20 protein-coding genes and 1 pseudogene are annotated in these 24,404 nt (G+C 68.3%); 16 read left to right on the top strand and 5 right to left on the bottom strand.

Annotated features, from left to right (window positions below):
- Nucleotides 1-453 precede the first annotated feature (453 nt).
- Nucleotides 454-1,206, top strand: a complete 753-nt coding sequence (locus ACFYV1_RS07365; protein ID WP_389394600.1) for an aspartyl/asparaginyl beta-hydroxylase domain-containing protein — start codon at nt 454-456, stop codon at nt 1,204-1,206.
- Here the strand turns inward: ACFYV1_RS07365 and ACFYV1_RS07360 are convergent.
- Entirely contained in the window at nt 1,169-1,495 is a 327-nt protein-coding gene (locus ACFYV1_RS07360; protein WP_389394599.1) for a hypothetical protein, read from the bottom strand. The two genes, ACFYV1_RS07365 and ACFYV1_RS07360, sit on opposite strands and share 38 nt — an antisense overlap.
- A 711-nt stretch (nt 1,496-2,206) precedes the next feature.
- On the opposite strand from ACFYV1_RS07360, the gene ACFYV1_RS07355 reads away from it, so the two are divergent.
- The 12 genes from ACFYV1_RS07355 (at nt 2,207) to ACFYV1_RS07300 (ending at nt 16,071) form a co-directional block, all read left to right on the top strand.
- Nucleotides 2,207-3,610: an MFS transporter gene (locus ACFYV1_RS07355; protein ID WP_389394376.1), complete on the top strand. Its 1,404-nt coding sequence runs from the start codon at nt 2,207-2,209 to the stop codon at nt 3,608-3,610.
- Between the two features lie 96 nt (nt 3,611-3,706).
- Complete coding sequence (locus ACFYV1_RS07350) at nt 3,707-4,798, top strand: beta-ketoacyl-ACP synthase III (protein ID WP_389394375.1); 1,092 nt, start codon at nt 3,707-3,709, stop codon at nt 4,796-4,798.
- A complete protein-coding gene (locus tag ACFYV1_RS07345) occupies nt 4,795-5,031 on the top strand; it encodes an acyl carrier protein (protein ID WP_389394374.1) in 237 nt (78 codons plus the stop codon). The genes ACFYV1_RS07350 and ACFYV1_RS07345 overlap by 4 nt, the downstream gene beginning before the upstream one ends.
- A gap of 27 nt (nt 5,032-5,058) precedes the next feature.
- Entirely contained in the window at nt 5,059-5,943 is an 885-nt protein-coding gene (locus ACFYV1_RS07340; RefSeq protein WP_389394598.1) for a TauD/TfdA dioxygenase family protein, read from the top strand.
- Nucleotides 5,944-5,945: 2 nt separating this feature from the next.
- A complete protein-coding gene (locus ACFYV1_RS07335) occupies nt 5,946-6,482 on the top strand; it encodes an FcoT family thioesterase (protein WP_389394597.1) in 537 nt (178 codons plus the stop codon).
- 100 nt (nt 6,483-6,582) lie between these two features.
- Nucleotides 6,583-8,175 (top strand): long-chain-fatty-acid--CoA ligase, encoded by a 1,593-nt coding sequence (locus tag ACFYV1_RS07330; RefSeq protein ID WP_389394373.1) that lies wholly within the window; start codon nt 6,583-6,585, stop codon nt 8,173-8,175.
- Nucleotides 8,176-8,218: 43 nt separating this feature from the next.
- Nucleotides 8,219-8,476, top strand: coding sequence for a phosphopantetheine-binding protein (locus ACFYV1_RS07325; RefSeq protein ID WP_389394372.1), 258 nt, complete (start codon nt 8,219-8,221; stop codon nt 8,474-8,476).
- Entirely contained in the window at nt 8,463-12,779 is a 4,317-nt protein-coding gene (locus tag ACFYV1_RS07320) for an amino acid adenylation domain-containing protein (RefSeq protein WP_389394371.1), read from the top strand. Before ACFYV1_RS07325 ends, ACFYV1_RS07320 begins: the two co-directional genes overlap by 14 nt.
- Before the next feature lie 70 nt (nt 12,780-12,849).
- On the top strand, nt 12,850-13,878 hold the full coding sequence (locus ACFYV1_RS07315) for an ABC transporter substrate-binding protein (protein WP_389394370.1): 1,029 nt from the start codon (nt 12,850-12,852) through the stop codon (nt 13,876-13,878).
- A 74-nt stretch (nt 13,879-13,952) separates the two neighbouring features.
- The gene (locus tag ACFYV1_RS07310) at nt 13,953-14,918 is read left to right on the top strand and encodes a FecCD family ABC transporter permease (RefSeq protein ID WP_389394596.1); all 966 of its coding nucleotides are present in this window, start codon (nt 13,953-13,955) and stop codon (nt 14,916-14,918) included.
- Nucleotides 14,915-15,718: an ABC transporter ATP-binding protein gene (locus tag ACFYV1_RS07305; protein ID WP_389394369.1), complete on the top strand. Its 804-nt coding sequence runs from the start codon at nt 14,915-14,917 to the stop codon at nt 15,716-15,718. The genes ACFYV1_RS07310 and ACFYV1_RS07305 overlap by 4 nt, the downstream gene beginning before the upstream one ends.
- 26 nt (nt 15,719-15,744) lie before the next feature.
- Nucleotides 15,745-16,071 (top strand): hypothetical protein, encoded by a 327-nt coding sequence (locus ACFYV1_RS07300; protein WP_389394368.1) that lies wholly within the window; start codon nt 15,745-15,747, stop codon nt 16,069-16,071.
- A 51-nt stretch (nt 16,072-16,122) separates the two neighbouring features.
- On the opposite strand, the gene ACFYV1_RS07295 is transcribed toward ACFYV1_RS07300, so the two are convergent.
- Nucleotides 16,123-16,806 carry a sigma-70 family RNA polymerase sigma factor gene (locus ACFYV1_RS07295; protein ID WP_389394595.1) on the bottom strand — a complete coding sequence of 228 codons (684 nt, stop codon included), beginning with the start codon at nt 16,804-16,806 and terminating at the stop codon, nt 16,123-16,125.
- A gap of 1,188 nt (nt 16,807-17,994) precedes the next feature.
- A pseudogene (locus tag ACFYV1_RS07290) lies at nt 17,995-18,159 on the bottom strand (hypothetical protein); the annotation flags it as partial.
- Nucleotides 18,160-18,591: 432 nt separating this feature from the next.
- On the opposite strand from ACFYV1_RS07290, the gene ACFYV1_RS07285 reads away from it, so the two are divergent.
- Nucleotides 18,592-18,795 (top strand): hypothetical protein, encoded by a 204-nt coding sequence (locus ACFYV1_RS07285; RefSeq protein ID WP_389394367.1) that lies wholly within the window; start codon nt 18,592-18,594, stop codon nt 18,793-18,795.
- A gap of 200 nt (nt 18,796-18,995) precedes the next feature.
- Here ACFYV1_RS07285 and ACFYV1_RS07280 read toward each other — a convergent pair whose 3' ends face one another.
- Nucleotides 18,996-19,160 (bottom strand): hypothetical protein, encoded by a 165-nt coding sequence (locus ACFYV1_RS07280; protein ID WP_389394366.1) that lies wholly within the window; start codon nt 19,158-19,160, stop codon nt 18,996-18,998.
- A gap of 918 nt (nt 19,161-20,078) precedes the next feature.
- Here ACFYV1_RS07280 and ACFYV1_RS07275 point away from each other — a divergent pair.
- On the top strand, nt 20,079-21,083 hold the full coding sequence (locus ACFYV1_RS07275; protein WP_389394365.1) for a hypothetical protein: 1,005 nt from the start codon (nt 20,079-20,081) through the stop codon (nt 21,081-21,083).
- Nucleotides 21,084-21,369: 286 nt separating this feature from the next.
- Here the strand turns inward: ACFYV1_RS07275 and ACFYV1_RS07270 are convergent, their stop codons facing one another.
- Nucleotides 21,370-21,918, bottom strand: coding sequence for a S8 family serine peptidase (locus tag ACFYV1_RS07270; protein WP_389394594.1), 549 nt, complete (start codon nt 21,916-21,918; stop codon nt 21,370-21,372).
- A 704-nt stretch (nt 21,919-22,622) separates the two neighbouring features.
- Between ACFYV1_RS07270 and ACFYV1_RS07265 the strand changes: the two genes are divergently transcribed.
- Complete coding sequence (locus ACFYV1_RS07265; RefSeq protein ID WP_389394364.1) at nt 22,623-24,398, top strand: metallophosphoesterase family protein; 1,776 nt, start codon at nt 22,623-22,625, stop codon at nt 24,396-24,398.
- Nucleotides 24,399-24,404 lie beyond the last annotated feature (6 nt).

The following is a 24,404-nucleotide window of genomic DNA, read 5'->3' as shown; positions in this document are numbered from 1 at the left end:
GTCTTCCGGACAGAGGTGTTGACCGATCTCCTGGTACTCCGCCCGGAGCCCTCGCTGCTGAGCCGGTTGTTCTCGCCGAGCACGCTGGACCGGCGGAGACCGCCGCCGTCCGTCGGCACCTGCCGTGGCACCGACGCCGGCGACGAACCGCGACCCCGGATCGCACGAGCACCGACACGGCCAACCGCTCCCGAAATGAGCGAGAACTCGGTGCAGGGAAACCCCATTGGGGAGTCGGTTCCACTTTCCCTCCGGTTCCCGGCCGTCCTGGAGATTCCTAGGCATTGGAAGCACATTGGAGGCACAAGGGGCGCGCTACATCATGTCTGTCGTCGAACGTGCTCCCGCCCCGGCCGCACCATGCGCTTTCCACTCTGACGGGAGGGGTACGCGCCCTGTGAACCCTCCGCACGGTACGCAAGGACCGTGGAGCTCGAAATCCTGGAGAATTTCATGACCCCGGAGATAGAGAACGCCTTCGCGACGATCAGGAGTGAGTACGGGCCGGAGTCGATCGCCCGGGTCGAGCAGATGCTGGAGGCGGGAAAGCAGCAATGCCACCCGCTCCAGAAGGGCGCCAAGTGGATCCTGCCGGGGATTTCGCAGCAGCCCTGGCACGACCCGTACGGTCACCCGGAACTGACGCCCGTGGTGCACGCCTTCGAAGCGAACCATGCGGTGATCAAGAAGGAGTTGGAGACTGCCTGGGCCGCGCGGCGGAACGCGTTCTCGGATTACGAGCACTACCTCACGCGACAGTCGGACTGGCAGGCCCTCTATCTGTTCCGTCAGGGCGGGTTGGTGAGTGAGTCGGCCGACACGGTGCCGACCGCGTTCCAGGTCCTCAAGGAGGAGGCGGTCGACACGGGCAGGCTTTGCCCCCTCCTTGAGTGCCACTTCTCCACCCTGCTCCCCGGGGCGTCGATCGCTCCCCACTGCGACCTGTGGAACTTCAGCATCAACCTGCACCTGGCGGTCGACATCCCCGAGGACTGCGGCATCACGGTCGCGGGCGAGACTCGGTCGTGGCAGGAGGGCAAGTGCCTGCTGTTCGACTACTCCTTCGAGCACGAGGCGTGGAACCGCGGGACGCGTCCGCGCACGTGCCTGCTGGTCGACCTGTGGCACCCGGAAACCACCGTCCCCGAGCGGAAGGCGCTCGTCGTACTCATCGCCGAGATCCGAAAGCTGATGGGCGAGGGCTGAGCGGGCGGCACCCTCCGTTCGTCCACGACCGCACGGGACGATCACCGCATCGACCCTTGTCCGCCCCGAGATCCGGCACGTCCAGAGCCTGCTGAAGACGGTCCGGGAGTCGGGACACCCGCGATGCCGTCGGCCGGCCGCTGAATGCGGGGCCTGCCCGGCCGTCGCTCACCAGTCGGGGGAGCCGGGCGAGTTGGGTGTCGGCGCCGACCGCCGTGGCCCGGACCACCAGCAGCCCGCCGACGTTGACGGCGTCACCCACCGTAGCCGATCCCTGCCCCACCTCCATCGAGGTGTTCTCGCCGGTCACCGCTGACGGATGGTGACCGGCGCTCGTCATCGGCTCACCTGCGCCTCACGGTCGACGGCGCCCAACCCGTGCATGCCCGGCATGCCCGGCTCCCGGTTCGGGCCGGGGTGCGACGAAACCACGTTTCGACTTCTCCGTGAAACATACGGCGGGGGGTATCCAATGAATGGCCCGCTTCGGCATGTGACAAAAAACCCGGGTGCGGTCGGGAACCAGCCTTGTCCCCCATCCGACTCCCTATGAATAGGGCCTTCTCTGTTCTTTCGAAATCTCGTGCTCCGGATCAGCCGGAACGATATCGAAAGTGCGGCCAACCCCACCGCGAAGGGCCTGGAATCGGCCATCCATGGCGCGCTGGTAATCGACCCCGAAGGCTGGAACCGGAGGGCAGGTCCAGCCGACTTATCGAATGGGGAACCTCGTCCCCCGTCGCCCGGACGAGACCACTGCCCCCGCCCTTGGGGGCAAAGGCGTGCGGCCACCTGGGATTCCCCTCTGACCGCCCTGCGGTCGGCGGCACCCGGATGTCCATCGTTCGCGAAACGGGTGGGTAATTCTGGCCACCAGTGCGTAAGCCAGGCCGAAATTGAAGGGCGGGTGCTTGTCGCAATGCACGGAGTGAGCCACGATCCGGGGGTGAGCCGCCGTCCTGATTCAGAGGGCAGATTCGTAGGGGGAACCGGTTAAGCGATGCCTGCAGTGAATACTCCGTCCACTTCGTCACGCCGGCGCCTGGGACTGCCGCTCCTGGTCCTGGCCGCCGCGCAACTGGTCATCTCGCTCGACTACAGCATCGTCTATGTCGCCCTCCCGAGCATCGGCAGCGGTCTTGGTTTCTCCGGGCAGCATCTCCAGTGGGTCGTCAGCGCCTATGTCGTGGCGACCGGCGGGTTCCTGCTCCTCGGCGGCCGGGCCACCGACCTGCTGGGGCGGCGCAGGATCTTCATCGTCGCCGCCCTGCTGTACGCGGTCTCCTCGTTGGTGGGCGGGCTCTCGGAGTCGGCGGGTGCGCTCGTCGCGGTGCGCGCGGTGCAGGGCATCGGCGGTGCTCTCATGTTCCCCGCCGCCCTGTCCCTGATCAACACGCTCTACGAAGAGGGCCCCAGCCGTAACCGGGCCCTGGTCGTCTGGGGAGCCGCCGGAGCCGGAGGGCTCTGCTTCGGCTCGCTGCTGGGCGGGGTGCTCGTGGACGCCTTCGGCTGGCCGGCGGTGTTCCTCGTCAACGTCCCACTGGCCGGCGCCATCGCCCTGGCCGGAACGTTCCTCTTCCCCGCAGACGAGCCACCGCCCCCTCAGCGGGACTTCGATCTCCCGGGCGCCCTGACCTCGACAACGGGCATCACCCTGCTCGTCTTCGTCCTCATCCACGCGCCGGAGGCCGGCTGGGACAGTCGCGGTGTCCTGGTCTGCGCTGCCCTGTCGCTGATCTCGTTGTCCCTCTTCGTACTGACCGAAACCCGCACCCGCGCTCCGCTGACGCCAGGACACCTGTTCCGTCAGCGCGGCCTGCTCGGCGCCATGGCGCTTACCGCGCTGTTCAGCGCCACGTTCAGCTCGCTTCCGTACTTCCTGACCCTCTACTTCCAGACGGTGCACGGCTACAGCGCGATGGCCACCGGAGCCGCCTTCCTCGTACCCGCCGTCGTCGTGGCCGCCGGAACGAAGGTGGGCGAGAAGGCCGTGGCCGCTCTGGGGCTGCGCGCCATGCTCCTGGGCGGCATGGCGCTGGGAGCCGCCGGCGCCCTGCTGCTCGCCCTCGCCCTCGGCGCCGACGGCTCCTACGTGCGACTGCTGCCCGGGATCGTGCTGCTGAGCCTGGGGCAGGGGGCCGCTTGGACCGGCATGTGGATCGCGGCCGGGGCCGGCGTCCCCGCCCGGGACCAGGGCATCGCGTCGGGGCTTGCCTCGACCACATTGCAGGTGGGTGGCGCCGTGGGACTCGCCGTCCTGGTCGCTGTCGCGGATACCGGGAGTCATGGCCTGACCACCCCTGCACTGCTCGACGGGGTCCGCGACGCCGTGTATGTCATCGCGGCCGGGATCTGTCTCGGTGCGTTGGCCCTCCTGCCCTTGCAGAGGCGCGCGGACCGCTGACGACAGCCGCAGACGCACTCCCACCCCGTCGTACGACTGTTCTGTCCCTGTCGGCCCGCGACCTCACCGACCGCATCGGGAGCACTAGGAGACCTCGTGTTCAGCACGCCTGACCGGCCGCCAAGTTCCTTCGTGCCGCCGCCCTCCCCGCCGTCCGACCGGGCCTCCGTCCTCTGCGGCCTGGCGGGCTGGCTGCCCGCCCGCGCCGTGACCAACGAAGAACTCTCTCAGCGGCTCGACACCAGCGACACCTGGATCCGCACCCGCACCGGCATCAGCCGACGCCACTTCGCCGAACCCGGCCAAGCCACTTCCGACCTGGCGGTGGAGGCGGGCCACCGAGCGCTGCGGTCCGCGGGCACGGCAGACGTGGACGCCGTGGTCGTCGCCACGACGACCCCTGACCGCTCCTGCCCCGCGACCGCACCGCTCGTGGCCGGCCGGCTCGGCCTGACGGGAGCGGCGGCCTTCGACATCAGCGCCGTGTGCACCGGCTTCGTCTACGGGCTGGCCTCGGCCACGAGCCTGATCACGGCCGGGATGGCCGACCGCGTGCTGCTGATCGGCGCGGACACCTACTCCACCATCGTCGACCCGGACGACCGCACCAACGCGATCATCTTCGGAGACGGGGCCGGAGCCGTGGTCCTGCGCGCCGGACGCGCCGACGAGCCCGGCGCCGTCGGCCACTTCGACCTCGGCAGTGACGGCACGGGCGAAGAGCTGATCATGGTGGCTGCCGGTGGCTCGCGTCAGCGGTCGACGCCTGGTGAGGTGGACCCGCAGGACCGTTACTTCGCGATGCGTGGCAAAGAGGTCTACCGTCACGCGGTCACTCGCATGACGGCATCCGCCCGCGCCACGCTGAAGCTGGCCGACTGCGAGGTCGACGACGTCGACCGTCTCGTCCCGCACCAGGCGAACCTGCGCATCCTGCGCTCGGTTGTGGACGACCTCGGACTGCCCGCGGAACGGCTGGTGACCAACATCGACGCCGTAGGCAACACCGGAGCCGCGTCCATTCCGCTCGCCCTGGCCGATGCGGCCGCCCAGCACACCATCGAGCCGGGCGAACGCGTCCTGCTCACCGCGTTCGGTGGCGGACTCACCTGGGGTTCCTGCCTCCTGACCTGGCCCGCCCTCTCGCAGACCGACCCGCACGACACAGGAGGAACTCACGCGCCATGAGCACCACCTACGACCAGTTGGTCGACATCGTCACGAAACTGCACGACGCGCCACCCGACCGGATCAGTGCGGACGTCACCTTCGCCCAACTGGACGTCGACTCGCTGACCTTGGTCGAGATCAGCATGCGCATCGAGCGCGACCTCGGTGTCCACCTCGAGGACAACGAACTCGAGGAAGACCTCACTCTCGGCGCGACCACCCAGCTCATCGAATCGAAGCTCGCCCAGTAGCCGCAGCGCACACAGAGAGCAGGGATGATGGAGATCACGGAACGCATCGGTCACGACCTCGGCGCCACGGTCGAAGGGTTCGACCACACGACCGCCTCGCAGTCGGACGTCGACGCCATCAAGGCGACGGTCTACACCAAGAAGATCGTTGTCCTGAAGAACCAGGACCTGGCGCCCCGACAGTTCCTGGAACTCGGCAAGCGCTTCGGTCGGCCGGAGACGTACTACGAGCCGATGTACAAGCACCCAGAAGTGGAGGAGATATTCGTCTCCTCCAACGTGCCGGAGGACGGCAAGCAGATAGGTGTGCCGAAGACCGGGAAATTCTGGCACGCCGACTACCAGTTCATGCCGGATCCGTTCGGCCTCACGTTCATCTATCCCCAGGTCGTCCCCGAGAAGAACCGCGGCACCTACTTCATCGACATGGGGAGGGCGTACGAGAAGCTCCCCGAGGACGTGAAGAAGGAAGTGGCGGGCACCTTCTCCCGGCACTCGGTGCGCAAGTACTTCAAGATCCGCCCCTCGGACGTCTACCGGCCGATCTCCGAGATCGTCGAGGAGGTGGACACGAAGACCCCGCCGGTTGTGAAGCCCAGCACCTTCATCCACCCGATGACGGGCGAGAGGGTCCTCTACATCAGCGAAGGCTTCACCCTCGCCATGGAGGACGAGCACGGCAAGCCGTTGGAGACCGACCTGCTGCACCGGCTCTTCGACGCCACCGGCCAACTCGACGAGACCTTGACCCACCCCAACATCCACCTGCAGACCTTCGAGAAGGGCGACCTTCTCCTCTGGGACAACCGCAGCCTGATCCACCGCGCCCGGCACACGACCACCCCGGAGCCGACCGTCTCCTACCGGGTGACCGTGCACGACGAGCGCAAGCTCTACGACGAGGCCGCGTGACCGTGCGGACATCCGTTCAGCACACGCTGTCGTCGCGCGACTTCGACAACGACGACGAACTCCTGTTCCAGGTCCTGCGGCCGTACAAGGCGCACTGCAAGTACCTGAAATCGGCGTCGGTGAGCACCCGGACAGGGCGTGTGACCGCACGCTGCGAACTGGCCATTCCGGAATCCTGCTACATCGACGACACCGGCCATCTCAATTCCGTTGAAGTCAACATCAGCTACAACCAGATGATGTACTACACCGTCGCCAAGACGGTGAAGGAAGGGCTGCTGGAAGAATTCGCCGGCTGGACGCTGGACGACTACTGGCGCCACCAGTTGCCCGACATCCTCATCGCCCGCTTCAGCGGCAGTTTCCGACGCCCCATCAACGCCCGCTCCTTCTCCGGGGAGATCGAATTCCTCTCCGTGGAGCGGCGCTCACCGGGCGGAGAGCCGCTGCTCGTCGCCGAGACCGCCTACCGGTACTGGGACGACGCGGGCGGGCGGTGCGACGGCACCGTGAAACTGGCCTTCGTCAACGCCCCGTAACGCAGCGACCGAACAGCGGCGTGCCGTCGGCGGCCCGGCAGCGGCACGCCCCCGGCAGACCGAGAGCAGAACGAGAGCAGAACGAGAGGCAGGCCCGCACATGGCCGAACCGTCCGCGCCCGGGACATCCGGCGGAAGGCTGTACAACTCCCGGCTCACCACCCTCGTCGACACGGCACGCTTCCACGCCGCGCATCACCCGCAGGTCAACGCCGTTGTGTGCGAGGACCGCAGTCTCACCTACGAGCAGTTGCACCGCGAGAGCAACCGCATCGCCCACGCCGTCCGCGCCGCCGGGGTGGAACCCGGAGCCCGGGTGGCTTATCTGGGCAAGGAGTCCGAGCACTACTACGAGATCGTCTTCGGGTGCGCCAAGAGCAACACCGTTCTGGTGCCGATCAACTGGCGGCTGACCGCACACGAGGTCAGCCACATCCTGAAGGACTCCGGCAGCGAACTGCTCTTCCTGGAGGAGGAGTTCGCCGCCGTTCTCGACCGTCTGCCGACCGCGCCGCCGAAGACGGTGGTCCGGCTCGGCGCGGCCGGCGGCTTCACGGCCTGGAAGGCGGAGAACCCGGACACCGAACCGGCGTCCACCGCCACCCCCGACACGCCGGTCGCCCAGCTGTACACCAGCGGCACCACCGGCCTGCCCAAAGGCGTCGTCCTGGCGCACCGGAGCTTCTTCGCCATCCGCGACGCCCTGGCGAGCGAACATCTGGACTGGATCGACTGGCGCGCCGGCGACATCGCCCTGGTCGGCATCCCCGGGTTCCACATCGGTGGCCTGTGGTGGGCCACCCAGAACTTCAACGCCGGCGTGACGGTGGTGGCCATGCGCGCCTTCACACCTCGGGACGCGATCGGTCTCATTCGCGACAACGGCATCACCACAGCCTGCGTCGTCCCCGCGATGCTGCGCATGATGCTGGCAGAACCCGGGATCCGGCCCGACGACTTCGCCACCCTCCGCAAGATCATCTACGGTGGTTCGCCCATCTCCGAGGCCCTGCTCGAAGAGAGCCTGGCCATGTTCGGCAGCGAGTTCGCACAGATATACGGCCTCACCGAGACCGGCAACACCGCCGTGTGCCTGCCGCCCGTCGACCACGTCTCCGGCCACCCCAGGATGAAGGCCGCGGGCCGCCCCTACCCGGGGGTTCGCAGCAAGGTCATCGACGACGACGGCAAGGAACTGCCGCCGGGCACCGTCGGAGAGATCTGCCTGGCCACCCCGGCCCACATGGTCGAGTACTGGGGCCTGCCGGACAAGACGACCGAGACGCTCGTCGACGGATGGATCCATACCGGCGACGCCGGATACGTCGACGAGGACGGCTACATCTTCATCCGTGACCGCATCAAGGACGCGATCCTCGTCGCGGGCGAGAACGTCTACCCGGCCGAGATCGAGAACGTCCTGGAGCGCCACCCCGGCGTGGCCGAGGCAGTGATCGTGGGGGCACCCGACGAACGCTGGGGCGAGAGCGTCCACGCCTTCGTCGTGCCCGTCGCCGGGGAGGAACCCACTCCGCGGGACCTGCACCGGTTCCTCGTCGACCACTTGGCCGCCTTCAAACTGCCCGCCGCCTACGAGTTCATCGACCACGTGCCGCGCAACCCGAGCGGGAAGATCCTCCGCCGGGAACTGCGCGAGCGTTTCTGGAGCGGCTCCGACCGCAAGGTCAACTGACCGGCATGCCACCACCCCCGTGCAGCTACCAAGAGAGAACACCATGCCTGAGCCCTTGACGCTGGACGCCTTCCGCGCGGACCTGGCGGAGTTTCTGCACCAGCAACCGGACGACGTGGACCTGGACGAGAACCCCCTGTACGCGGGCCTGGACTCACTGCGCATCACCACCTTGGCCGAACGGTGGCGAAGTGCCGGCGCGGACGTGAGTTTCGTGGAACTCGCCGAGCGCACCTCCTTCGCCGAATGGTGGCAGCTCCTGTCCGAACGCCAGGCGGGAGCGACCCATGCCGACGCCTGACCCGTATGAATCCCGCCGCGCCCTCCTGGCCGCCCAGGAGGGAATCTGGACCGGCCAGCATCTCGATCCGCACAGCCCCGCCTACAACACGGCCGAATACGTGCACATTCACGGCGCGGTGGACCCGACGGCCTTCGAGAAGGCACTACGCCACACCGTCGCCGAAGTCGAGGCCCTCAACGTCCGCTTCGTCACCGACGAGGCCGGCCGGCCCTGGCAGATGAACACTCCCGCTGTCGAGTGGGACCCGCACATCGCCGACCTCTCCGCCGCCCCTGACCCGCACGGCGCCGCCCTCGCGTGGATGGCACAGGACCTGGCCCGCCCCGTCGCCCTCGGTCACGACCCGGTCTTCGGCCATGCCCTGCTGCGGACAGCCGCGGACGAGTTCCTCTGGTACCACCGCGTGCACCACATCGCGCTCGACGGCTTCGGACTGTCCCTGGTCGCGCGCCGCGTGGCGCAGGTCTACACCGCCCTGGTGGAAGGCACCCCGTCGGGGGCGAGCGGCTTCGGCTCCCTGGAATCCGTCCGGCAGGAGGAGGACGCCTACCGGGCCTCGGAACGCTTCACCAAGGACCGCGCCTACTGGACCCGGCGCTTCGCGGACCGCCCGGCGGTCCCCAGCCTCACCGCCGAGCAGGCGTTACCGGCCCGGACCTTCCTGCGCCATGTCGTCGACCTGGATCCCCAGGAGACGCTGAGCCTGCGCACCGTCGCCCAAGAGCTGTCGGTGACCTGGTCCGACGCGCTGCTGGCCGTCACAGCCGCCTACATCCACCACGTCAGCGGAGCACCCGAGGTCGTACTCAGCCTGCCCGCCATGGGCCGCCTCGGGTCGGTGTCCCTCCGCGTTCCCTGCATGGTGCGCAACATCCTTCCCCTCCGCGTCGTGGTGGGAGAAGAGGACGGCCTGCGCGACCTTGCCGCCCGGGTGGCCGCGGAGCTCCGCGCCGGACTGCCGCACCAGCGCTACCGCTACGAGCAGCTGCGGCGCGACCTGAAGCTGGTCGGCGGCAGGCGGAGGCTGTCCGGGCCCGGTGTGAACATCATGCCGTTCGAGTACGACCTGCGGTTCGCCGGACACCGCAGCACGGTCCACAACGTCTCCGCCGGCCCTGTCGACGACCTCTCGGTCAACGTCTACGACCGTGCAGAGGGCGCGGGCCTGCGGATCGCCGTGGACGCCAATCCCGACCTCTACGACGAGGCAGACCTGGCCACGCACCAGCAGGGTCTGCTGTCGCTGCTGCGGGAGGCCCTCGCCGACCCGGACGGGGCCATCGGCCGGCGGCCCGTCACCGTCCTCGACGGTGGGCCGCTGCCCGGACCGGCCCGGCCGGTGCTGAGCCTCATCGCCGACCAGGCCGCCCGGCGCGGCGGCGCCACGGCCGTCGAACACGACGGGCGGAGCATCACCTACGCCGAGTTGTTCGGCTCCGCCCGGCAGCTCGCACGAAGGCTCGCCGCCCGTGACGTCGGTCCCGGCGCCTTGGTGGGCGTCGCCCTGTCCCGTGGTATCGACGCCGTGACGGCCATTCTCGGTGTCCTGTTGTCGGGCGCCGCGTACTGCCCGCTCGATCCGGACGCACCGGAGACCAGGACGCAGGCGCTCCTGGACGGCGCGGGACTCGCACTCGTTGTCACCAACAGCATGCACGCTCCCCGTTTCGCAGGGCAGCCCGTCCTGCTGGTCGACACGGCCGGCGAGGATACCGGGGCCCCGCTTGCCCCGGCCGCGACCGCGACCGCGACGGCGACCGCGACCGCGACCGCGACCGCGACCGCGGATGATCTGGCCTACGTCATCCACACGTCGGGCTCCACCGGTCGGCTCAAGGGCGTGGAGATCAGTCACGGGGCGCTGTCCACCTTTGTCGCCGGCGCCGCGCACCGTTACGGTCTGCGAAGCGAGGACCGCGTCCTGCAGTTCGCGCCCCTGCACTTCGACGCCAGCGTCGAGGAGGTCTTCCTCACCCTGTGCACGGGCGCCACCCTCGTCGTGCGCACCAGCGACATGACCGAGTCGGTGACCGGGTTCCTGCGCGCGGTCGACCGGCTGCGGACCAGCGTGCTGGACCTTCCCACGGCCTACTGGCACGAGTTGGCCTACACCGTCTCCACGGGGGCCGCCGTGCTCCCCGCCGGCGTGCACACGGTCATCATCGGCGGAGAGGCCGCCCTGCCCGAACGAGTGGACCGCTGGCGGAGCACGGTCGGTTCGTCGGTACGGCTGTTCAACACCTACGGCCCGACCGAGGCGACGGTGGTGGCCACGACGGCCGCGCTCCACGAACCCGCCGCCGGCCCGGGCGACGTACCGATCGGTGTCCCGCTGCCCGGCATGCGCGCGGCGGTCGTCGGCGGCGAGCTTCACCTCATCGGCGACGCACTGGCCCTGGGTTACCGCGGTGCCGACGCACCGGACGACGCCCGGTTCGCCCCGCTTGCCCAGCTGCCCGGCCGCCCGCGCGCCTTCCGTACCGGCGATCTGGTGCGCCTCGGCGACGACGGGCAACTGCGGTTCCTCGGAAGGGCGGACGACGAGTTCAAGATCAGTGGGCATCGTGTGCACCCCGCGGAGGTCGAAGCCGCTCTTCTGGTGCAGCCGCGCGTCCGCGAAGCCGCTGTCGTCGGGCAGATGCTGCCGGACGGGACGCGACGACTGGCCGCCTACGTGGTCGCGGACAACCCTCGGCCCAGCGCTACCGGCATACGGGAGCAGTTGCGGGCGGCACTTCCGGCCGCGATGGTCCCCTCTGCCGTGGAGTTCACCGACCGGCTGCCCCGCACCAGTACCGGGAAGATCGACAGGAACGTCCTCAGCATCGTCGAGAGCAAGGACGGTCCGGACGAGGCGACCGGCGGCCTCGATGAGACGATCACCCGTATCTGGGCCCAGATCCTGGGTATTGACGGCATGGAGCCCCAGGACGACTTCTTCGACCTCGGCGCCCAGTCACTCCAGGCGATCCAGGTCGCCAACCGGCTCAGCGTCGAACTCAGGCGTGACGTGCGTGTCGCCTGGCTCTTCGAGTACCCGACGGCCGCCGGCCTCGCCCGTCGCCTGGAACACCGCCCGGACACTTTGGGCACAACCCTCGTGCTCCCCGAGGCCGTTCTGGCCGACGCCGTCCTGGAGGACGGCATCCGGCCCACCTCCCCGCGCCGTACGGCTGGTGCACCGCGCACCGTCCTGCTAACCGGCGCCACCGGCTTCGTCGGCCCGCATCTGCTGGCGGAACTGCTCAAGGCCACCGACGCCGAGATCATCTGCCCGGTCCGGGCGGCGACCCCGGCCGAAGCCACCGACCGCATCCGACAGGCCCTGGCCGCCCAGCGGATCCCCCTTCCGGCAGACACCGAGCGGATCACCGCCGTCCCCGCCGACCTCGCCCGTCCGTACCTGGGGCTCGCGTCCTCCCGGTTCGCCGAACTGGCCGAGACCTGCGACGTCATCGTCCACAACGCGGCTACGGTCAGCATCATGCGCGAGTACACCAGCCTGCGCGCCGCCAACACGGAATCCACCCGTCAGTTGCTGAGGATGGCGTCCACGCGCTCCGTCCCGCTCCACCTGGTGTCGACGCTGTCCGTCGCGCCGCCCCGCAGCCGGAGTCCGGAAGTGCCGGAGGCGTTCTTCCCACCGCATCCCGGGCTGGGCAGCGGCTACCAGCAGTCCAAGTGGGCTTCCGAACGGCTGCTGGAGCAGGCCGTCGAGCGAGGTTTCCCCGTCACCGTGCACCGTCTGGGACGTGTGGTGGGAGCACCGGACACCGGCCAGGTGAACCGGCGGGACTTCCTGTGGAGCGTCCTGGCGTCCGGCATCCCGGCCGCCATCCTGCCCGACCTGTTCGAGGCGGAGGTGTGGACGCCGGCGGACTATGTCGCCCGCGCCGTCGTACATCTGTCCCTGACTGCCGCCCCCGGCACGGTCTTCAACCACGCCCCCGTCGCGCCGGTACGGCTGGCCGACCTGTACGACTGGGTACGGGAGTACGGGTACGCCGTCAAACGGATGCCGCCGGCCCAGTGGCGCCGGGAACTGCCTCGCGCCGCCGAAGTGGCGGCGACGACCGGAGCGTTCTTCGACTCCTTCACCGGCGACGGAACCGGCGACAGCACCGGCGGTGATGCCGAGCCGGAGCTCGCACTGGGTGACGTCCGGGCGGACAACGTGCTGCGCGGACTCGACGGCACCGGAATCTCCTGCCCGCGAGCCGATCGCGCTCTGGTGTTCCGATACCTGGATCACTGCGTGAAAACCGGAATACTGCCGCCGCCCTCGGAGCGCGACATGTGACGCCTTGGGAACCCGGAGGGACCCCGCGCCGACTACCTGAGCGGAGGCCTTCCCACCCCAAGGAGATCATGTGCTGACCAAACGGCCCGCTGCCGTGGCCCTGGCCGGAGCCCTCTGCCTGGCCACCACGGCATGCGGGGCCTCGTCGACCCCCACCGCGAGCGCCGCGGCGGGCACGAGCGCCCCCGGATACCCGGTCACTCTCGAGAACTGCGGACAGACAACCACGTACACGAAAGCCCCGAGCCGGGCCGTCGTCATGAACGGCGCTTCCGTGGCCGAGGTCTCCTCGTTGCTGGCGCTGGGGCTCGGTGACCGCATCGTCGCGAACGGGCAGTCCTACGGACGCTCCGAGGTACCCGGCCGGGCCGAGAACATCAAGAAGCTGCCCACGGGGAACGTCACCCTCAACGACGCCTACGACATCCCCCGCGAAGCGATGCTGGGCCTGCGCCCGGACCTCGTGCTGTCCACCACGTCCTACGGGTTCGACGCCAGGAACGGCTTCGCGACCCGCGACGACCTCGAGGCGGTCGGCGCCAACGCCTATGTCTCCCCGCAGGGGTGCGACCAGGACACCTCCCGCATGGCGATCGACGACAGCTACCGGCTGCTGCGCGACCTCGGGAAGATCTTCGACGTCAGTGATCGCGCCGAGAAACTCATCGCCGAATCGCGCCGGCGGATCAGCGCCGTGTCGGCCAAGGTGAAGGACGGGAAGAGCCCCAACGTCATGGTGGTGTTCTCCAACATGAGCATGGGCGGCAACGACTTCAGCGCCATCGCGGCCCGCGGCATCTGGAACGACATCCTCGCCGAAGCGGGCGGCAGCAACGCCTTCTCCTCCGCTTCCAGGACCACCTTCGCCGACCTCAGCAAGGAGAAGGTCGCTGCCGAGCGGGTCGATGCCCTCGTGGTCATCAGCTACAACGACCCGAACCCCGAGGCGTACGCCCGCAAACTGCTCAAGGAGTTCCCCCAGTGGCCGGCCGCGAAGAACAAGCGATCCCTCGTGCTGTCCGACTCGATCTACCTCGGTCCCAGCAACGACCTGGCCGTGGAGAAGATCGCCAGGATGCTGCACCCGGACGCGTTCTGACTTGTCCCGGCCGGCGCAGGCGACCCGGCCCCGTGCTGACGCTGCTGGTGCTGTCGGCCGTGCTGGCAGGCGTCATGATCGTGGCGATCAGCATCGGCGCCGTGACCCTGCCACCGGGCGAGGTCTGGCAGATCGTCTGGCACCACCTGACCGGAAGCACCACGGTCGCGGACCCCGCCACGGACCAGATCGTCTGGAAATTCCGCACCCCCCGCGTCGTGCTGGCCGCCCTGGTCGGCGCCGGCCTGGCCATCTCCGGTGCGGTCCTGCAGGCGGTCGTCGCCAACCCGCTTGCCGACCCCTACGTGCTCGGCGTCTCCTCAGGAGCGTCACTCGGCGCCGTACTCGTCATCACGCTCACCAGCGGAGCCCTCGGCGGGCTCGGGGTGTCCTCGGCAGCCTTCCTCGGCGCCGCGGCTGCGGCGGCCCTGGTCTTGTTCCTCGGGCGGAAGAGCGGACGGCTGGCCCCCACCCGGCTGGTCCTCTCGGGCGTCGCCGTGGGCTACCTGTTCCTGGCGGCCACCAGCTACCTGCAACTGCGCGCCACCCCCACCGAACTGCGCACGGTGATGTTCTGGATGCTGGGCAGTGTGGCCGGCGCGAAGTGGGAGCAACTGCCCGTCGTCACCACCGTCGTCGTCACCACCACCGTGGCCCTGGCGCTCTTCGGGCGACGGCTCAACGCGCTGCTCGTCGGCGACGAGTCCGCCACCGCCCTCGGCGTCGACGTGCACCGGCTGCGCGCCGTGCTGCTGGCACTGTCCTCCCTGGTGACCGGCGCGTGCATCGCCGTCGCCGGCGGTATCGGCTTCGTCGGCCTGATGATCCCCCATCTGGTGCGCCTGACCACCGGCGCCGACCACCGCAGACTGCTGCCCCAGGCCGCCCTGGTCGGCGCCGTCTACCTGGTCGTCGTCGACCTGTTCTCCCGCACCGTCAACCGGCCCAACGAACTGCCCCTCGGCATCCTCACGGCCCTGTTCGGGGCGCCCTTCTTCCTGTGGCTGCTGCGACGCAACAAGAGCCTGGACAGCGTATGAACCTCACCGTGGAACAGATCCATGTCACCCTCGGCCGCCGGCCGATCCTCCACGACGTGAGTCTGGAGGCCGAAGCAGGCGACATCATCGGGCTCATCGGCCCCAACGGCAGCGGCAAGTCCACACTGCTGCGCACCGTCTACCGTTCCCTGCGCCCCCACCGCGGCGTGGTGCGCGTGGGCGGCGACGACGTACGGGCCCTGACCGCGCGCAGCGCCGCCCGCCGCACCGCCGCTGTCCTCCAGGACACCAGCAGCAGCCCGACCGGCATGAGCGTCGCCGAGATCGTGGCCCTCGGCCGCACCCCGCACCACGGACTCCTCGGCCGCGACGACGCCGACGACCACCGGGCCGTGGAGGAGGCCCTCGGCCTGTGCGGGATCCGTCACATGGCCGAACGCGACGTCACCTTCCTGTCCGGAGGTGAACGCCAACGCGTGCTGCTGGCCCGTGCCCTGGCCCAGGAGCCCCGGCTCCTCGTCCTCGACGAGATCACCAACCACCTCGACATCCGCGCCCGCTTCGAACTGCTCGACCTCATCCGTTCGACCGGGATCACAACCCTCGCCGTCCTGCATGACCTCGACCTGGCCGCCCGCCTCTGTGACCACCTCGTGGCCCTGCACGCGGGCGAGGTGGTCGCCGCGGGCCCGGTCCTGGACGTGCTGACGCCCGGCCTGCTGCGCCAGGTCTTCGGCGTGGCCGCCACCGCCGACCTCCATACCGATGGAGTCGTACGCATCACCTACGGCGCCCAGCCGCTCGCCCTGGAGCGGGTACCGGAGACAAGGGTCGGCTGACGGAACGGGTCGTACCGGATCCCCTGGTGGACCTCGGTCGCAGCCTCCGGGCTGTCGAGCCGCTCCACCAGGTGGAAGGCCTTGCCGATGCCGGCGGACACGCCCGCGCCGGTGAGGACGTCCCCGTCATCGACGTATCGCTGCGCCGCGCGGACGTCGATCCCGTCCTCGATCCTCGCGAGTCGTTCCGCGTGGTTTCGGTGCGTGGTGGCATCCGGTCATTCGGCAGACCCGCCGCGGCCTGCACCGGCGATCCGGCCGAATCCGGTCTCGGGCGCGTCATCGCAAGGACAGCGAACGCAGGGCCGGTCCGCCTCGGGTTGGGCGAGGAATCGCTGCTGCACCCGGTGTGACCGAGGTGGGGCCGGTGCCCGCCTTGCACGGCGGGCACCGGCGTCTCGTCGTCAGGCCGCCGCGGCAGCTACCGCCTGGTGCGGTCGCAGGGGCGACGGCCGAACTCCGCCGTCCGAACAGGGCTCTTCCGGCTCCGCAAGCAGATCCAGAAGGGTCGCGCGGGCCCGTGCCACACGGGAGCGGACGGTCCCGATGGGACAGTCGATGGCATCGGCCGCCTCCGCATACGGCAGGCCGACCACCTGAGTGAGGATGAACGCCTCGCGGCGTTCGTCCGGCAGCGTGGCCAGCAGGTCGAGGAGTGCGATGCCCTCGTCGAACCCGGGCAGGCCGACCGGCTGGGCGAGTTCGGCGGCCCGCCGCCAGTCATGGCTGTCGGACAGCCGGGGCCGGGAGGCCGTTCGCCGGAAGTCGTCGATCACAGCCCGACGTGCGATGGACAGCAGCCAGGCACGAGCCGAGGAACGGCCCTCGAACCGGTGCAGGCTGCTGAGCGCCCTTATGAACGTCTCCTGGGCCAGATCGTCAGCCGACTGGGGATCCGCACTCAGATGAGCGACGTAGCGCAGCACGTCGAAGTGGAGGGCACGGACGAAACGCTCGACGGCTTCCTCGTTACCGCCGCGGGCAGCCAGCGCCCAGGTTGTGATCATTTCATCGACTTCTTGTGTCTTGTCATGTTTCTTACGCTTCTTGCGTTGCCCGCGGAATACGGGCAGGGCAGGAGCAAGCACCTGGTGTCCTTCGCGAATTCGTGCATGGTCCGGCGATACGCGGACACGCCGGACCAGCGACAAGGGGACTGCGGCCGCGAGTGGGCACGACCTCAGCCCGGGGCGCGAGCGTCGACGACGCCCGGAAACGGCCCCGGGAAACCGGCTGTTCCAGACGACAGCAATCCTGGCAGGCGGTCCCCGAGTAGTGATCGCGTGAACGAGGTGAAGGCGCCGCGGCACCCAGCGCGAGCGGTTCCGTCGTACGAGAACACGGGGACGCCGCCGCAGCGCGGGCAGCGCGAGCACCAGCCGCAGCGGGGCGGCCAGCCATCCCGCCACCGCGCGCAGCAGACGGAACACGGCACGCTCGCCGTAACCCAGCCACAGGCCGCACAGCAACGCGGCCAGCAGATGGGCCGCGTACATGCCGAGTGAATGCGTACCGCTCAGACAGTGCGCCAGGCAGGCCAGAAGGTCCCAGCCCATGTGACCGGCATGGCTCATGTCCATGGACGTCCCCGTGGGCTGCATGTGCATGGAGTGCTCGTGCATGGCGCCCATGCCCATGGACACCATGTCGTGTCCCGTGGACCCCATCGGCATGGTGCCCGCACCGTCCGTGCCGGAGGCCGCCGAGGGTGCTGCCGACTGTGCGAGCGAGAACACCGAGTGGAGTACGCCTTGGGCGGCGACCACCACGAACACGACCAACGGCAGACCGCGTTCACGGCCGGCCAGGCCCCAGCCCACACCGCCCGTCCCCACGGCTCCGCCGACCAGCGCCCACCAAGGTACAAAGGCGCCGGACATCCAGGCGTGCCCCCCAGCCGCGAGCAGCACACAGACGGCCGCGAACACTGCGGCCCGCGCCGTACGCAAACTCCACCCGGCAGCCATGACGGGCTTCATCCTCGCATCCGGAGTTCGACCGTCACGTGTCAGTAGGCAGATTGACCCGGCGTCACATTCACACCTGCGGACGTGTTCCAGCACACGGCGAAACGCGGGAACTCAATGGAAGCCGGAGCCGACTTACTTGAGAGAGGAGCAGTTCGCCGCCATGGTGCTCGCGTGCTGTTGCCATCTCGGTAGCAGCTGCCATCGGCCAGAGTCGGCGGCCCGGGGCGTCTCAGCCTCGGGCTGCCCGTTTCATACCGTCCTTGGGATACGCGCGCCGACGTGCGAGCGATTCAGGAGGGATCCAGGTCAGCGAACACGACCTCGCGCCTTCAGCGGCGTCGCCGGAAGCTCCGGGGCCGGCAGCGGAGGGCCGTCGTAGCCCTTGACCTCGCCGAAGCGGGTGCCGTTCATCCAGTCGTCGCGGGCCTGTGCGATGTCCTCCTGGGACCGTCCGATCCAGTTCCAGCACATATCGCGTTGCAGGTGTCTTTCTGCAGGTCAGGCACTCTGTGGGTCGCTGACGGTCAGCAAACCGTCAGCATCGGTACCCCCAGGAGTCCCCGGAACATGGCTGCCAAGAAGCTCCCTCGAGGAATGGGCAAGTTCTTCAAGGACTGCGAGCACACGCCCTCACGGTGGACGAAGTGCCCACACCTCTACAAGATCCGCTACCCGAGTGCGAGCGGAAGGCAGGTCGAGGAGTCCGGCTTCGAGACCCAGCTTGGCCATCGACCGATTGACCACCATCCCCGTGGACAAGACACTCCGGCAGGCCCTTCGACCTCACAGCCCACTGTCCCTTGAGCTTCGCCCAGCCGTGTCGGCTGACGGCCCTGATCGGCGATCGGATGCGCCGCCACGTGCCCGACTTCCTGCTGGTCATGCGCTCGGGTACGGCGCGGGATGGTCAAGGTCAAGCCAGCTGACCGCCTACAGGATCCGAAGATCGCTGAAGCGCCGGCATGGCCGGGCGCGCTGGTCGAACAGCACGGTTGGGAGTATGAGGTATGGTCCGGCGCGGACCGGGTGCTGCTGGAGAACGTCCGCTTCCTGGCCGCGTACCGGCGCCCCTGTGTCGTGCCCGAGGCCGCGGTCGAGCCGGCCTGAGCGGACGTGGCGGACGGCGAACAGCTGGCCGTCGCCGAGTGATCTCCGGGTTCAGCACGGGGAAGGCGTAGTAGAGGATCCCTCAGCTGGTGATCTGCGTGACGCAGAGGGCGGGGAGGACGGCACGAGGTCGCGACAGGTCCCCTGTTCCGGTCGCGGCCTGGTCCGTGCGGGTGTTGAGATGACTCATCAGAGAATCATCAGCAGCCGTCGGCGCTGACGGGTTCGCGAGCGTCGGTGTCGGCGGCGGCCGGCCCGGCGCAGCACGAGCTGCCCTGTTGCTTGGTCAGGTTGGCGGCGTCGGCCTTGACGACCGCGACGGCGCTGACGCGTAGCCCGCCGGGGTCTCCCAGATGGAGCCGCATGGGGATACCCGTAGACCCTTGGCCGCACGGCACCACCTGGCACTACCCCGACAAGGAGCATGAGCGGAATTTCATTCAAGCCGCGGTCATGGTCAGGCACTTCCACAGCGGGGGTACCTGGAGGTGTCCTTCGAAGGCGACCTGGTCGACAACCACGAAGGCCGGGCACGCCGGGCCCGGTGCGATTCTGACGAACGAGGACGGAAAACACCGGGTTCTGTTCTACAAAGACTTCACCATCAAGGAGCTCTCGGGGATCTACAGAGCCCAGCAGCACGGACGGCCCCGCCGTGCACGACGGCCGCGACAACGGGGTCACCGACACGTGGACACCGGCGCTCACCGGAAGCCAGGACAGGCCTCACGAAAGCCGAGACCCCGCCTGGGTCGTTGTGCCCGACCACCTCACCGCCGGGAGAGATCGTCGGGACACCCCACCTTCATGGCACGCGAACGGTGCCTTGACCGACGCGAAAGCGATGCACCCGGCGTGGTGGGGACTGCGCGGGGCGCACGAAGCGGCCTGACAGCGCTCCGGGGGCGGCGCGAGGTGTCATACATCTGATGGGATGTCTCAAGCGCCCCTGCGCTCCCCCGTGCGCCTCCGAGCCCTTCCGTTCAAGATCGGAAGCGGTGCTCTTCAAGAGCTTTTTCGCTGCCGGCTCCTCAGCAGGAGCCTTCGTCGCAGGCGGTGGGCAGAAGGAAGCGTGAGCAGGAGTGGCCCGCCGACCCCGCGTGCGCCGGCGTACGAGCAGGTGTCCAGATCGGGCCACTGGCGCAGCGTCGCCGGGGCGGCATGCGGTCGGGCTATACGGTCCAGGGGCATCGGTCCCGCCAAGTCTTCCCCCTGCTGCGGAACGGATGCAGCGCACATGTGCGGCCGGCGCCGACAATGCCTTCGGCGCCCAGGCGCCCCGGATGACAAACGAGGCAGATCTGGAGAAGGCGATGCTCCCGTCACCGCAAGAACCTGCGGCCGCCCGGCAACCGGATCGTCCCGATGAGGACTGTGATCTGGCAGAGGTACTGCGCAATGGTCCCTTCGCCCTGGCCCTCCGGCTCGCCATCCGGTCGCGTGGGCTGACGCTCGACCGGATACACCACCGTCTGAGGCTGCGCGATTGTCCGGTCAGTGTCACGGCCTTGAGCAATTGGCAGAGCGGCCGCAATCAGCCGGAACGGCCCGAATCGTTGCGTGCCCTCACGGAGCTGGAGGCGATACTTGCTCTCCCCGTCGGCTCCCTTGCGGCCCTGGTCGGCCCCCCGCGTCCGCGAGGGCGGTGGCTGAACCGCCCTCCCGGCACGAGGACCCCGGAGGACGTTTGGGAGGACATGGCGGCGCTGGGGCGCGTACTGGGAAGCATCGGCGCTTCCGTCCGCGACTTCGATGTCTACACCGACGTCGTGGTTCATCAGACGGCTCATGTGAATGCCAACCGACTCCGCACGGGAGTGAGCCAGCGCAAGACGATCAGGGCCGAGCGGAGCGGTGTGAGCCGGCTGATTGTCGTGTGCCGGGAGGCAGGAGTCTCGCAGCCTCCCAAAATCGTCCGCACCCGTTACTGCCGTCTGGGGAGAACCGGCTTCGACACCGGCAGCGGCTATGTGGCCTTCGAGCTCCTCTTGGACCGGGCCCTGCCCGCAGGGCAGTACGCGTCATACGCGTACGAATTGTTGTTCCCCGCGGGGAGCGAGAGCAGCTTCGCCGATGTCCGGGTGACGTCACGCCTCCAGGAGCTCGCACACGAGGTGACGTTCGCTCCCCTCGCTGTGCCGAGGCACTGCTGCCGGTTTCATCTCGACACGGTCACGTCACCTCATGAGGACGTGTCCGAGATCTGGCTGGGCCCCTCAGCCACCGCGCAAACGGTCATGATGGATCCGGCACCTGGCGTCTACGGCATCCGATGGGAATGGCAGTGAGCCGTGCGAGGCGGTTCCGCCCTGGGGCGGTTCGGAACAACGGCCCCCGGGCGGAACTTCGCCAGGCGGCATCGTCCGGCTCCTGGTGGACGACGACGTCGTCCAGTGCCGCCTCGAAGAGGCTGCCGGATCCCTTGTCCGCCGCGTCGACTCGCAGGTACACGAGCTGTCCGGCAAAGGCCCTGAGGTCCACCGTCACAGTCGTCCACTGTCCGTTCGCGACCGCCGACGACACCCCCTTCTCGGCCAGTCGGGGGCAGGGCGATGAGCGGAGACCGTATCGAGGTCATACCACCGTCGACATCGTGCGATCCCACCGACGATCCGGCAAGCCGGCCGGTGACAAGGCTGTTGGATCCGCTCCGGACCGTGCCCAGCTGCGGGGACCGGAGGGCATGGACGTCGGCTCCGGGTTCACGCGCTCCCACACACCGGTCGTCGGAGTGTCGGAGCCGGTGTCGTCGCGCAACTGGCCGCGGTCCGTCTCGAAGTCATCAAGGAACACCGGTGCCGAGTGCCAAAAACAAGGTGCGGTTGACCGTGAACCACTGGTGCAACGTCGCGGTGGCCTCATCGCCTTGAGGCCCTGGTAGAGGGCCGCTACACCGGCCAGGTGCGGGGTGGCCATCGACGTACCAGACTTGGCTCCGATACCACCGTTGAATACGGCCGAGACACTGCTCGGGCCGGGGGCGCGCAAGTCGACACATGCTCCAGGGCTGGAGGTGGCCGGGCGGGCGTCGGTACGTCGGTACTGGTCGCGTTGGCCACGACGGTGACTCCCGCCGCTGCTCGGGGGTGATGTCGCATGAGCCGTCGCCGGTGTTGCCGGCAGACGCGGCGACGAAGACCCCCGAGGTTGCGAGCGCCTCGACAGCGTCCTCGAGTGATGGAACCGTCAGCAATCGTTTTTTCAGTGCCAAGTAGTTCCCTTCTGTTTCCCGCCGGAGGCACGGCGTGCACGAGTCCAGCGGAAATGCACCGCAGGAGGCACGTGAACCACCGTCAACAAGCGATGGTGGCAGGAATTTCCGAGAACTGGTGGCGGCGTCAGAGCATCCGGGCGAGAGCTGGGAACAAACACGCCCCCATGCCTTCCTCACGGGCAGTGTGAGCCACTGCACCTATTCACTGAAGAGCCAGCGTGATCACATCCGCCAGCGGAGAGCAAGCGTTCGCATTACAACAGGAACAGCGACCACTATGCGCCTGAGCTGCACCATCAGCACAGAGAGATGATTGCGACCACAATGCTTGCTTCCCCGTAACGCCGACTCGTCAAGAGTTTTGAAACCTCTGGAACCAGCCACACTTGACTTGTTCCAGCCCATACCTAAAGTCGTGACCCGACGGGGCAGGTGCCCCCGGTCGGATCGCGCAGCAGTGCATTCCGGCGGGCGCTGGAAGCTCAACTACTGCGCAAGCCCCCGCGTACCGATCCACTTGGATTTCCCTGCGGGAAATCAGTGGGAAAAGGAGTTGAGTTCAGTGAATGCCCTTCGAAGAGAACGACCATCCGGCGCGGCCCGGATACCGGTGGTGGCAGCCTTGAGCCTGGCCCTGGTGGCCGGCGTCGCGGTAATCGGATCGATCGATGAAGACCCCGTGCCGGGCTTCGAGAAGGCGGCACTGACGGTCACGGACGTGCCCGCCGAGCAGGCTGCGAAGAGCGAGTACGTCGTGGCGGTGGCCGGAGACATCTGCGATTCCAGCAAGGAGTGTCTGCTGACGGATCCGCTGGTCGACAACATGAACCCCGACGCCGTGATCGGGCTCGGAGACCAGGCCTACAGCAGCGGCACCATCACGGAGCACAACAGCTACTACGACCCGTACTGGGGCAAGTACACAGACAAGACCAACCCGGTCCCCGGTAACCACGAGTACCTTACCGCCGGCGCCTCGGGCTACTACGACTACTTCGGTGCACGGGCGGGTGAACGAGGCAAGGGCTACTACAGCTTCGACGTCGGCGACTGGCACTTCATCGCACTCAACAGCAGCATCGACATGTCCGTCGGCTCCGCCCAGCACACTTGGCTGAAGGCCGACCTGGCCGCCAACTCCAAATCCTGCACGGGTGCCTTCCTCCACCACCCCCTCGTATCGGTCGGAAGGTACAGCGGCTTCTCGAGCACCAAGCCAGCCTGGGATGAGCTCTACGGCCACGGAGCCGACCTGGTCCTGGTCGGCCACGACCACAGCTACCAGCGCTACGCCAAGATCAATCCGTCCAAGGTCAAAGACCCCAAGGGCATCCGGGAGATCCTCGTGGGCACCGGCGGCAGGGGCTACTACGCCGCCGAGGGCACGCATTCGGCGCTCGAAGCGAAGAACGACAACACCTTCGGCGTGCTCAAACTCCGGCTGACGAGCAGCACTTACAAGTGGGACTTCCTACCCGTAGAGGGATCCACGTTCACCGACAGCGGGACGGCGAGGTGCAACAACGCCAAGGCGATCAGCATCGACCCGGGATCCGTCATCCTTCCCAAGGGCACGTCCAAGAGCGTCAAGATCTCCGTGTCCAAGGAATTCGCAGGCAGCACCGAACTGAGTGTGTCCGGGCTACCCGTTGGCGTAACCGGCTCCATCACCCCGAACCCAGTGACCACTTCCAGCACGCAGGACACAGTTTCGGCCACACTGACACTCACCGCGGACAGCCTTGCCACCTCCGGCAGCGCGACGGCGATCGTCACCGGGACATCGAGCACCCTGACCGAGAAGGCCACATTCGGCGTCCGGGTCGAGGATCAGGTCTACACGGACGACTTCGAAACGTCGACCGGCTGGACGATCAACGCAACTGGGACCGACACCGCCACCGTCGGCAAGTGGCAACGCGGCGACCCGCTCGCCACAAGCCACCGAGGGACGAAGCAGATCGGCACCGCGACCAGCGGACTCAACGCCCTGGTCACCGACAGGCGCTCCGGCGTCCCCTCGACCGGAACAACCGGAGCGACATACGACGTCGACGGCGGAACCACATCGATCCGCTCGCCGGAGATCGCACTGCCCTCGTCCGGTGCTCTCAATCTCTCGCTCAACTACAACTTCGCCCACTACAGCACCAACGCCTCCGCGGACGACCACTTCCGCCTCAGAATCATCGGCGCCACGGGCACCGTGACGGTCCTCGACAAAACCGGGACGCCCTCGACCAACCGGCGCGGTGAGTGGAGGCAGGCAACGGCTGACGTCAGCCAGTTCGCCGGGCAGCGGATCAGGATCCTCATCGAGGCAGTCGATGCCGCCGGCGCCACCATCGTCGAAGCCGCCGTCGACGACGTGAAGATCACCAGGACGTAACCCGAA

Origin of the sequence: Streptomyces sp. NPDC003023 (assembly GCF_042888225.1) — a bacterium.
Lineage (GTDB): Bacteria > Actinomycetota > Actinomycetes > Streptomycetales > Streptomycetaceae > Streptomyces.
This window is presented reverse-complemented; position numbering and strand designations above follow the sequence as displayed.